The organism is Marisediminitalea oceani (assembly GCF_003731635.1).
Classification (GTDB): domain Bacteria; phylum Pseudomonadota; class Gammaproteobacteria; order Enterobacterales; family Alteromonadaceae; genus Alteromonas; species Alteromonas oceani.
Map to the genome: position 1 here is coordinate 66,712 of NZ_RCUA01000089.1, position 11,046 is coordinate 77,757.

Annotated in this window: 12 protein-coding genes; 1 reads left to right on the forward strand and 11 read right to left on the reverse strand. The window is 47.7% G+C overall.

The features are described 5' to 3' along the window. Positions 1-195: 195 nt before the first annotated feature. Positions 196-5,004, forward strand: coding sequence for a S8 family serine peptidase (locus tag D9T21_RS23200; protein WP_123327406.1), 4,809 nt, complete (start codon positions 196-198; stop codon positions 5,002-5,004). Between the two features lie 68 nt (positions 5,005-5,072). On the opposite strand, the gene D9T21_RS22565 is transcribed toward D9T21_RS23200, so the two are convergent. From D9T21_RS22565 to D9T21_RS22615, 11 genes are all read right to left on the reverse strand, one after another. Next, positions 5,073-5,534 (reverse strand): hypothetical protein, encoded by a 462-nt coding sequence (locus D9T21_RS22565; RefSeq protein ID WP_123327407.1) that lies wholly within the window; start codon positions 5,532-5,534, stop codon positions 5,073-5,075. 54 nt (positions 5,535-5,588) lie between these two features. Further along, a complete protein-coding gene (locus tag D9T21_RS22570) occupies positions 5,589-5,945 on the reverse strand; it encodes a DUF1428 domain-containing protein (RefSeq protein ID WP_123327408.1) in 357 nt (118 codons plus the stop codon). Positions 5,946-6,044: 99 nt separating this feature from the next. Next, complete coding sequence (locus D9T21_RS22575) at positions 6,045-6,593, reverse strand: histidine phosphatase family protein (RefSeq protein WP_123327409.1); 549 nt, start codon at positions 6,591-6,593, stop codon at positions 6,045-6,047. 79 nt (positions 6,594-6,672) lie between these two features. After that, positions 6,673-7,224, reverse strand: a complete 552-nt coding sequence (locus D9T21_RS22580) for a helix-turn-helix domain-containing protein (RefSeq protein WP_123327410.1) — start codon at positions 7,222-7,224, stop codon at positions 6,673-6,675. Positions 7,225-7,297: 73 nt separating this feature from the next. After that, positions 7,298-7,618 carry a hypothetical protein gene (locus tag D9T21_RS22585; protein WP_123327411.1) on the reverse strand — a complete coding sequence of 107 codons (321 nt, stop codon included), beginning with the start codon at positions 7,616-7,618 and terminating at the stop codon, positions 7,298-7,300. 17 nt (positions 7,619-7,635) lie between these two features. Continuing rightward, on the reverse strand, positions 7,636-7,848 hold the full coding sequence (locus tag D9T21_RS22590) for a hypothetical protein (protein ID WP_123327412.1): 213 nt from the start codon (positions 7,846-7,848) through the stop codon (positions 7,636-7,638). Between the two features lie 99 nt (positions 7,849-7,947). Beyond that, a complete protein-coding gene (locus D9T21_RS22595) occupies positions 7,948-8,196 on the reverse strand; it encodes a hypothetical protein (protein WP_164464818.1) in 249 nt (82 codons plus the stop codon). 184 nt (positions 8,197-8,380) lie between these two features. Continuing rightward, positions 8,381-8,767 carry a tautomerase family protein gene (locus D9T21_RS22600; protein WP_123327414.1) on the reverse strand — a complete coding sequence of 129 codons (387 nt, stop codon included), beginning with the start codon at positions 8,765-8,767 and terminating at the stop codon, positions 8,381-8,383. A gap of 59 nt (positions 8,768-8,826) precedes the next feature. Further along, positions 8,827-9,177, reverse strand: coding sequence for an ankyrin repeat domain-containing protein (locus tag D9T21_RS22605; protein WP_123327415.1), 351 nt, complete (start codon positions 9,175-9,177; stop codon positions 8,827-8,829). Positions 9,178-9,272: 95 nt separating this feature from the next. Next, complete coding sequence (locus tag D9T21_RS22610) at positions 9,273-9,761, reverse strand: hypothetical protein (protein ID WP_123327416.1); 489 nt, start codon at positions 9,759-9,761, stop codon at positions 9,273-9,275. Then, on the reverse strand, positions 9,762-10,973 hold the full coding sequence (locus tag D9T21_RS22615) for an IS256 family transposase (protein WP_123323316.1): 1,212 nt from the start codon (positions 10,971-10,973) through the stop codon (positions 9,762-9,764). Between the last annotated feature and the right edge of the window lie 73 nt (positions 10,974-11,046).

Below are 11,046 nucleotides of genomic sequence, written 5' to 3' on the forward strand. Positions count from 1 at the left end.
GGGATGATTATTTTAAACAGGAAAAATACCCCGCAATTCAGGCTGAGTTCAGACGAACTATTTAGGATAAAACGGTCCAAATTACTTACATGGCACGTACATACGATAACGAGCATTACATATCCCGCGCGGCTGTGTTAAAAAAACAATCCCTACAGAACAAGGACATCGTTCTTTTCACTATGGAGTATTAATGTGAAACAATTATCATTGATCACACGTGCTGTTAGTGTCATTTTGCTGGCTAATGCCTCGCTTGCAGCCGCTCAGCAGATCTCGCCGACATCGGTCAATAAGCCCATCCATCGCCTCAGCCCCACAACAAACTTAATAAAAAACCAGGTTGATGGTACCCAGACCTATATTATCCAGTTGCATGAGCCTTCAGTTGCGCAATATAACGGCGGCATTAAAGGTTATGCGGCAACCAATCCGAAAACCCGTTTACAAACATCACGGGTAGCCAAAGCTAACCGCGGTAAACTGGATGCATCGGCCAGTCACGTCACGGCTTATCGTGATTATTTACAACAGCGCCAACAGACCGTGCTGGGTAAAATTGCGCAAATTACCGGTCAGGCCAGCGCTACACGACAGTTGCAGTTTGCCATTAACGGTATGGTTCTACAGCTAACACCAGCGCAGGCAGAAAAGGTCAAAGCACTCAGCGGAGTTAAATCGGTAGAGGCCGACCGCAAGCTAAAACTCAGCTCCGATACCAGTCCGGAACTAACCGGCGCAACCGGAGTGTGGGCCGGTGCTACTTTGGCTGGCACCAGTGCACTGGGCGAAGGCACGGTGGTAGCTATATTTGATACCGGCATTAATACTGATCATCCTTCGTTCGCTGCCACCGGCGGTGATGGCTACACCCATACCAACCCGCTTGGCAGTGGCAACTACCTGGGTGACTGTGCGGGCAGTTATCCGTCGTTGTGTAATGATAAGCTGATAGGCGTTTACAGTTATCCGTTAATTACCAATCAGTACGCCGATACCGACGTATTCCCACCGGGATTACCACGCAATGGTGAGGATTATAATGGCCACGGCTCTCATGTAGCTGGCACCGCAGCAGGTAATATTTTATACGACGTCCCCTCTGTAGGACTGGCGTACGATCTGGAAGAAAGCGACGGTTATGCCGGTGAATTCACTTTTGATCAAATCAGCGGTATTGCCCCCCACGCTAATATCATTTCCTTCCAGGTATGTTTACCCGGCGAAAATGACGATGAATACAACGGCTGTTACGCTAACCTGGCAGTAACAGCAATTGATGATGCTATCGCCAGCGGTGTGGTAGATGCGATCAACTATTCTATTTCCGGCGGTGATGAGGTTTGGGGCAATACACTCAGTGAAGCCTGGTTATCGGCTAATAATGCCGGTATTTTTGTCGCGCATTCTGCGGGTAATGACGGCCCGGATGCATCAACCAGCGATAAACTGTCCCCCTGGCTTACCCCGGTTGCCGCCACTACTCATGGCAGAACCCTGGATCTATCTAAATCCATTGGCAGTTTTACCGGTGGTTCCGGTGCTCCCGCAACCATCAGCGGGCAAAGTAATACTGGTGCTATTACGGCAGATATTGTGTATGCCGGCGACTACCCTAACGCCAACGATCCAAACGGCGATCCCGCTCAGTGCCTTGAGCCTTATCCGGCAGGTACATTTAATGGCGAGATTGTGGTTTGTGATCGTGGTGATATTGCCCGTATACAAAAAGCCATAAATGTATCACAAGGCGGCGCCGGCGGTTATGTGCTGGCTAACGTAGAGGGCGGCGCAGAAAACCTGGTACCCGACGAATACGTTATCCCCGGGATCCACATTGCCGCAAGCGATGGCGACAGCTTAAAAACCTGGCTTGCCTCTGGCAGTAATCACCGTGCCACCATTACTGCGACAGCTGGCATCCGCTCGGTAGACAGCAGCCTTGCTGATAAAGTTGCAGGCTTCTCCTCACGCGGACCTAACACTCAGTTCAGCACACTGTTGCCGATGATAAGCGCACCGGGCGTAGATATTTACGCGGCTTACTCTGATGAGCATTATGGTCATGAAACCACCGGCCCAGCCCCCGCAGACTATGCTTATCTGGACGGAACGTCCATGGCATCGCCCCATGTGGCCGGTGCGGCATTGCTGCTGCGCGAATTGCACCCGGATTGGAGTGCGGATGCCATTCGCTCGGCGCTGATGATGACAGCCGAAACCGATATTGGCTTAAACGGCAGTTCCGCCCAGGCTAACTGGCTGGATATGGGGGCCGGTCGTATTCAGATAGACGCGGCTGCCAATGCCGGGTTAATTATGGAAGAAACTCAGGCTAACTATGAGGCCGCGGATCCGAACAGCGGAGGTGAGCCTAAGACGCTCAATATTCCGGCCCTGGTTGATAATAACTGCCTGATCGAATGTACCTGGCAGCGCACATTTACCGCGACCCGTAATGGCACCTGGACATTCGGTCTGGATGATATGGACAGCGGTCTGGCCCTTGAAGCTCAACCGGCCAGTATGACGTTATCCGCAGGGGAATCGCAAACCGTAACCTTTACGCTAAGTACCTGGAACGTGGCTGACAACGACTGGGTATATGGTGATGTGCTCATTAATGGTAATGATAATAACCCTCAACATATGCCTGTCGCAGTGGTTGCTTCTAACGGCAATTTTCCGGACTTTGTAGAGCGCACCAGTCATCGGGATGCAGATTCTGCGGTCCTTGAAGATCTGTTGGCTATTGAAATTACCGATTTCACTTACGAGGTAACGGGCCTGACCATGGGCACCAAGGTGTCGGGCAATGTTGCCCAGGACAGCGATCCCAGCGACTTTTACGATAACCTGAACGACGGTGTGTATACCCTGGATGTAGTGGTTGAAGAAGGTACACCGCGGTTTGTGGCACAAACCACCGAGTCCAGTGCACCGGATTTGGACTTGTATATTGCCTATGACAATGACAGCGACGGCATTTTTGATGAAGATGAGCTCCTGGCCCTAAGCGCTGGTTACAGCTGGAATGAATACATCAGTATCGAGTCACCACCAGCCGGCACCTACCGGATATATGTCCATAACTTTACGGGCAGTGCCCAGCTACAAGACAGCTTTACCCTCGACTACGCCCTGGTAGGTAGTAGCAGCGACGGTTCTCTGAGCATTGATGCTCCAGCATCCGTAGCCTTACGCGAGTCTTTCGACATGCGTTTATTATGGTCTTTGGACAGTAGCATTCCGGGCGATCGGTTTTACGCCAGTGTTGCCCTGGGTAGTAGTGCACAATCGCCGGATAATCTGGGGATTATTCCGGTAGATATTATCCGCGGTGAAAACGATGTGCAGCTGGCAGTAGATGGCAGCGATCGCGTGTCGCCGGGCGATACGGTGGATTACACGGTAAATGTGCTGACCAACACGACTACCGAAGATCGCAACTACGAAATTGACGTTACCATTCCCGAAGGTACCAGCGTGGTTGCTGGCAGCGTTACAGATGGAGGAGCAGTAAACGGTGATACCATCAGCTGGTCGATTACCCAGAACGTCACAGCGGGTGTATCAGGCTATTCGGTTACCACACCTGAAACAAACGGTCAGTGCCGGGTTGATACCAACAGTAATGATGGCTACATCGACTTGTCAGCGCTGGGTTATCAGCCTGTACAAGGCAGCGGTAGCGAACTACTCGCCTCCTTCCCGGTTGCGGTTAACGTATTAGGCGAACAATGGAATGGCATTGCGGTGTCTTCCAAAGGTTTTATTACGCCAGCTTCCGCTGCCGTAAACGCCTTCCCTGCTATCAACCGTATGCTGGCCGATGAGTCTTACAGCGGTGCCGTATTAGCGCCACTATGGCGAGACTGGTCTTTCAGTGATGACGCGGGCTCAGGGCTCACTGTAGCGAGCCTTGATAACGGCGCAACAACGGTTGTTGAATGGACAGGCTTACAATCTGGCGGCCATAATGCCGACATGCAGGTTATCCTGAATCACCATGCCGGCCCCGGCGAACCCAGTGTGATTTATGCCTACCGGAATGTCCGCAGTGGCACTGAGTCATTAGCAGGTACGGTAGGATGGCAGGATCAGAACGGTAAGCTGGGCACTACCCTGGCCTTTAACTCTGCCAATGCCAATAACCCAGGGGGCGAAGTGGAATCGCTTATTCAGTCGGGAACGGTGTTATGTCTGACGCCACAAACGTCCACCACTGCTACCGGACCAGCAGATCTTGATTTCAGTCTGCAGGTAGACGCTAACGCCGAGCTGACTGGGTCGCTGGCAGTGACCGTTGCTTCACAAGTACCTAATATTCCCGGGACTCAGGAAGAAATTGGCGAAGTGAATACTGAAGTGCAAATGCACGCCGCACCAGAACTGCTGATCGACGGCAGTGAACAAGCGAGCATTAGCCTGACAGAATTACAGGCTTCAGTACTGCCAATCTCGGTTACCGATGCCAACGGCGACAATGTGAACCTGAGTGTAGAGCAATTAAGTGGCCCCGCAGCCACGATTAACGTTGCGGGCGAAGTGGTAACGGTAACCCCCGCTTCAGTCGACGCTGGCACAGCGTTGCGCTTAAGGGTAACGGCCACCGATGAGTACGGCTTTACCGACACCGCTACGGTGGATATTACGGTAACGCCTAATCAACCACCAGTACTAACCGTTTCGGCGCCATCCAGCGTGCAGGAAGGCTCAACCATCACCATCAGAGCCAGCGCTACCGATCCTGAAGATGATGAGATTGTGTTTACTATCAATGGTGTTCAGGGCTCTACCTTCAGCTCTACCGCGCCGGATACCGACGATAGCACCTCTGTAAGCTTTACGGTTACCGCTACAGATGGTCAGAATACCGTTACCGAAACGGTGACAGTTACCGTGACTAATCGCCCGAGTGGCGGTGGCGGCAGCCTGTCACTGGTATGGCTCGGTGGATTAATGGTAGCGTTAATCAGCCGCCGCAGAAAACGGGTACATTAACCAGTCTATACATAAGCAAAAGGGAGCTGTTAACAGCTCCCTTTTTTGATTAATTACCCGTAAAACGGCTAGGCATAATTTTGGTGAACGGCCTTTTTAATCAAATAAAACTGACACCAGACCATTACCGGCATGACTACAAAGCTGTATATCAGCCACACATAGGCCGCTGACTGTTGTTCGGCAAAAAGTAACGCAATCAACGCATAGGACAGCCAGTAGACCAGTTGTATTTTAAGGCACACCGGCAAGCTCAAAACCACAAGAGTATCGAGTACACCGGCTTTTCTATAACCAGAACACGCCTTATAAACGCTCATAGCCCCCACATGAAAAACCGCCAGTGTTGCAACATAGGAAGCAAAGGTCACAATATTCAGATAATAGGAATAGCCCAGAAAATACATCGGCAACACCGTGGAGGCTATCTGCAGATAAAAACAGGCAATATAGTACTGAGCCTTTTGTTTCTGACTCAGAGCTTCACTGGCTAAGTCTGCGGCCAGTTGGTTAGTGTTCCAGATATTCATTGTTAGTTAATTCCGTTTATCGCCGATTAATAATGGCTACTCAGTATTCCCGACTCACTCGTGAACAATAGTAGAGAACCCACCGTAGATAAGGCGTTTGCCATCAAATGGCATGGGGTTATTGGGGTCGGGTTGCATTCTTGGATCATCCATAAGCGCTTTCCAGCCCTCATTCCGAGCTTCTTTGGACGGCCACACCGCCCACGAAAACACCACCACTTCTCCCTCTTCACATTGCACTGCCTTGTAAAACGAGGTGACTTCGCCCTCGGGAACATCATCTCCCCAATTCTCATAAATCTCGATAACCCCGTGTTCCTTAAAAACGCTCGCGGCGATTTTAGCTTGCTCGATATATTTGTCTTTGTTCTCCGCTAAAACCGGGATTACGTAGCCATCTACATAAGTCATGGTGGTTTCCTTTATTCTGATCTGTCAACAAAGCCCCGCAGGGAGTCGCTCAAACACCGGTTAAATTGAGGCTATCACAGGTATAAGGCTTAACAGTAGTTAATCTTTAAAAGCCGAAACACCCCAGTAGCTGTTTGATTTTTGCAGTTGCGTTAGCCCATAGCGACGAAGATGTTTTCTAATGTGGAGAATCAGATAGCCGTGTGAAAACAGGATGATTTTATCGTGTTGCTGCGCTAAAGCAATCAGCTCTCTTGCGGCCAGCTGTGCGCGTTTTCTGGCCTGAGCATAAGACTCAAAACGCCCCTTTTTACCCAGCGTCCATAACGCTCGGTTAAGATAAACCCAGCTCCATGCCCTGATGGTAAAAGGCAGTTTATAGCGAGGTATGTCCATCTCACGAAATAACCTGGACTGATAATGTGGCGGACTACCGGAAAATATTGAGCAACTATGCACGGCACGTGGCAGATCGCTCGAAACAAGATAGTGCTCGTTATATTTCGCCTGACTAAACTTACAGGGCAAACTCTGCTCTGAAACCAATGAATGATTATAGTTCTTCACCCAGTTGGCAAATCCCGCAGCATTTAGCAGCGTATTACCGGCTTTTTGCGGTCGGCCATGACGCACTAAAATAATTTCCATTACTTGCTGACACTCCCTTATCAGTTAATGACTACCTGACAACAATCTACAAACTACAAGAAGTGTTAAACACCGTAGTTTAGTTTTTATTGTCCAGGCAACGCTCTTGGTTTTGCTGCTGCACTATTTTAGCAACTTTTGCTTTTTCCCATTTGGCACCAAAGGGTTCAAAAACATAAATCGCCAGGCCCGCAACTAGCGTTGCAAACGATAAGAAGACCACAATCAATGGACCGGTATTCTCGCCACCGTTATAGTTTGGCAGCATAAACAATACAAATACTGTGACTAAAAAAGCCGTGAGAGCATAAAAATACCTGATCGCTTTTACCTTTGCCTTTGCTTGTTCATGCATTTCTTTGCCGTGTTCAGAGCGCAAACTTTCTTTATTCCCTGGTTGATTATCCCGCTCAATCACGGACTTGAGCTCATCCACAGAGATTTCAAACACGGATGCCAGCGATTTGAGCGTTTCCAAACCAGCGCCCTCGCCTTTTTCGATCCGTTGGATTGTGCGAACGTTTAAATTGCTTAATTGCGCCAGTTGCTCCTGCGACCAGTACCGGGTGAGTCTTAATGATTTCACAGATATTCTCTTTATTGTTGTGAATGCCGTAACACTATACACCACCGGGGCTTAGTGCGTAACGACAACCAGCCGACAGTTACCCGACAGCGACTAAAAACGCTCGGTTACAATAACTTTATGACTTACCGACACAGTTTTTTTTGCCACGTAACACTGTTAAAAACAAACCACCACGAATCCGGTTTAACAGGGCAAAAAACGGGTATCCTAATGTTGCGAATAATATAAAAAGAAGGGGCATAGCTAGCAAGACGACGAAAAACGCACCAGGTGCTGGCGCTTCAATGCCTAACAATAGAAACAGTGCATAAAAACAGCAAAAAAATAGATCGAGAGATATCGCAAACACCGCGAATATCTTCACAATAGAGGGAAAGCTTAACTGCACCCGGTTATGTTGTTTCAACTGAGGGCCACTCACAACGCCTGTTTTCACTCCCTGTTTAACTGCGGCTATACTGTCAGTTTTGTTTTATTTAACGCGCTAAATATCTTATCGATGATCAGGTAAACAATCACTAAAACCATCAGCTTAGTGGAATAGTGAAACGAATCGGTTAATGAGGATATTGTAAATATGGAAATATCAAAAAAAGCGGATCCCATTAATCCGGCGAGCTTTTCTATCATCACCATGACTATCAGGAAAGTAAACAATACCTTCATGAAGAATAATCCTTTTCATTCCGTTTGAGTCGTATAGCTAATCACGACTGTATCCTTTTTTAAACTGACCCTGGGGACTAATTGTCAATTACCGCTTGATTAGCTCAGCGTAACTGAATCAAACCAACTCAAATACAATAATAATGTTACCGCCAGAATAAACGACGATAGCAAAGAAACCCCAATGGGTATAACGATTAGCTGCCAGAGTTTGAGAACAAGGAATTTTCTTAAGACAAAGCTGAATAACACTATCGACAGGATCGTGCCGGCGGGCTCTACCAGGCCCGAATAGTAAATCAGCAAGCTCGAAATGACCTGTACTGTCAGAAAAGCACAGGTAAGCATCAGGCTCCGTTTATTTAGCTGCTCAGTGACCTTCAGTAATCTAAGTGTAATCCGAAAACCCGTAAAATTGCCCGCAAAGCTGGCGACTATAAATAATAATGGAAACAAGCAATTGTCCTGTTGATGCTATGGAAAAAACGGTGCTAAACCAATGAGTGCTGATGATTCAGGACCTGAACAGTAATCAGACATCCACTTTATATTGTAAATCCGCCGCTTCGTCACCGGTCATACCACGAAATCCCCATTGATATTTTTCCTGCTCCTTGATGGTAATTTCAATATCGACAGGCGAAATCCCCACAGTAGAGGAAATGGTCTTAAATAACGCTTTGATCAACGCCTTTTGTGTTTCCGGCGTCCTGCCCTTCATCATATTAATTTCGATGACGGTATACGCCTCTGTTCTGCCACCCGGGTAGAAAAAATCACTTTCATCATGCGGTACAATTCGATGTGCCCGTTTATCTTCAGGCAGACCCAGAACCGATTGCATGCAGTCGTGGATAGCGTCAGACAATTCGCGCTTTATCGGGTTGAGATGTTTGTTAATTCCGTAAATAACTACCATTACCTGTCCTTAGTGGCTAACTGACACTTTGCCCGGTGACCCAGGTTAACTATTGATGGCTAACTATTAGTTAAACACTGCCTGAGACGTTCTTTCCAATGCGACCGGGCCCGACTGCTCAATTTGGCTCCTGACCAGGCCAAAAGCCTGACGACGTCATCCGATGCATGATGCAGTGCAACCTCCAGTGGCACCACACCACGGTTATCCTGAAGATTAACGTTTATGCCTTTTTCAATCAAAAACTGAACTAGCCTGACGTCATTATTATTAATTGTGGCGATTAAAGCACTACCGTGTTGAGGATCCTGATAATCAATATCAGCACCTTCAGCGATTCTTTCTTCAACTAAGCGGAGGTTCCTGCCACGGGCCGCAAAAATTAACTTTTGGTGGATAGTAAATGACATAGCAGAGCAAATTTCTTTAATAATAAACGCTTATGCTAAGCAAAATGATATGAAACGGGCAGCTTTGTATTCTCGAAACAACGGCAAGGATAGCTTTAATCTGTCCCACCTGCGCTGCTTTTGCCTAGAAATATTAAGCACTGAAAAAACCAATACAAGCAAGCGAATATTAAAATCAGAGCGCCCAAGAGATTAAAAACAAATAAGCAAACCAAGGATCCCGAAACTACATACCCATGGGTAAGATATCGAAACTGCCTGAACGTTTTGAAGCATGCCTTCGTCTCGTCATGCATAAACACCAGAAGGTAAAATGTGGCAGAGAAGATAGCTGCACTTAAATACTGATTACCAAACGCATCGTAGCTCCAGATGATGGCTAACAATGGCATTAAGCCGATCCCCAGAAAGCTTCTTAAATGAGGTAACGCGGACTTAAAGCCATTAGCAAGATGCGCATTATGTGTTTTTTCAGACGCAGTCCATTTAGCCAGAACAAAAGGCAAAAACAAGAAGAAAGCGATTATGCCCAATGGAATTAATATAATTTCCAGAGCCTGTAACAGATTCTGTGTAACTGCCATTTAGTTAATGTGTCTTTCGAGGCGTTCCTCGAACTCGATAATAAAACGACTCATAGCCTGACGCCAGTTTTGAATGGGCATTGTCCATTTTTTGCTGGCATCTTGAATCGCTAAGTAAACCATCTTTCTTGCTGCATCGTCACTGGGGAAGATTTTCCGCTTTTTGATAGCCTTTCTGATGACACTGTTGAGCGACTCAATGGCGTTGGTGGTGTAAATCGCTTTACGGATATCTTCAGGGTAACTGAACAACGTATTAAGGTTCTGCCAGTGGTTACGCCATGATTTAGAGATTTGTGGGTACTGGCCATCCCAGATTTCACTGAAGCGTTCCAGTTCGAGCAAGGCTTCGTCTTCAGTCGCTGAGCGGTAAACCCGCTTTAAATCCGTCGTGACGGCCTTGTAGTCTTTCCATGATACGTATTTGAGTGAGTTGCGCACCATGTGCACGATACATAGCTGGATGTGTGTCTGAGGGAAAACGGTGTTGATAGCATCAGGGAAGCCTTTCAGGCCATCCACACAGGCGATAAGAATATCTTCGACGCCACGCTGCTGAAGCTCAGTCAGCACACTCAACCAGAACTTAGCGCCTTCATTCTCAGCAATCCACATCCCCATCAGTTCTTTGTGACCTTCGGTGTTGATACCCAGAGCCAGGAAGATAGATTTATTGATGACCCGTTTATCCTGACGAATCTTCACTACGATGCAGTCCAGGTAAACAATCGGGTAGACGGCATCTAAAGGGCGAGATTGCCATTCAATCACCTGCTCAATAACGGCATTGGTGACACGAGAAACGAGCGTGGGCGATATCTCTGCGCCATACCATTCCTCAAAGGCATTGACGATGTCACGGGTGCTCATGCCCTGTGAATACAGCCAGAGGATTTTATCGTCCATGGAGGTGAAACGGGTTTGGTGCTTTTTGACAAGTTTGGGTTCAAAGGAGCCTTCACGGTCGCGAGGCGTATCGAGTTTAAACTCGCCGTCTTCGGTTTTGACCCGTTTACTGCTCTTGCCGTTACGGGTATTGGTAGACGTGGACTGTTGGTGTTTCTCGTAGCCAAGATGCTCATCCATCTCCGCGTTCAATGCCGCTTCAACAGTAATTTTCTTCAGCATCTGGCTAAACTCGTTCAAGTCCTCAGGTGTTTTAATCCCTTTGGCTGCTTCCCTTGCGAAAGCTTCAAGCTCTTTCTTATTCATGTTCATCTGCCTATCCTTAACTCTTAATAGAGTATGTTGAGATAGGCAGTTACACAAAATTAGTTACAGTCTC

Bases quoted from the DNA above. Each gene is read 5' to 3' on its own strand.
- D9T21_RS22590 (WP_123327412.1), bottom strand. From the start codon at position 7,848: ATGAAGGTATTGTTTACTTTCCTGATAGTCATGGTGATGATAGAAAAG.
- D9T21_RS22565 (WP_123327407.1), bottom strand. From the start codon at position 5,534: ATGAATATCTGGAACACTAACCAACTGGCCGCAGACTTAGCCAGTGAA.
- D9T21_RS22610 (WP_123327416.1), bottom strand. From the start codon at position 9,761: ATGGCAGTTACACAGAATCTGTTACAGGCTCTGGAAATTATATTAATT.
- D9T21_RS22570 (WP_123327408.1), bottom strand. From the start codon at position 5,945: ATGACTTATGTAGATGGCTACGTAATCCCGGTTTTAGCGGAGAACAAA.
- D9T21_RS22575 (WP_123327409.1), bottom strand. From the start codon at position 6,593: ATGGAAATTATTTTAGTGCGTCATGGCCGACCGCAAAAAGCCGGTAAT.
- D9T21_RS22615 (WP_123323316.1), bottom strand. From the start codon at position 10,973: ATGAATAAGAAAGAGCTTGAAGCTTTCGCAAGGGAAGCAGCCAAAGGG.
- D9T21_RS22600 (WP_123327414.1), bottom strand. From the start codon at position 8,767: ATGGTAGTTATTTACGGAATTAACAAACATCTCAACCCGATAAAGCGC.
- D9T21_RS22595 (WP_164464818.1), bottom strand. From the start codon at position 8,196: ATGCTTACCTGTGCTTTTCTGACAGTACAGGTCATTTCGAGCTTGCTG.
- D9T21_RS22605 (WP_123327415.1), bottom strand. From the start codon at position 9,177: ATGTCATTTACTATCCACCAAAAGTTAATTTTTGCGGCCCGTGGCAGG.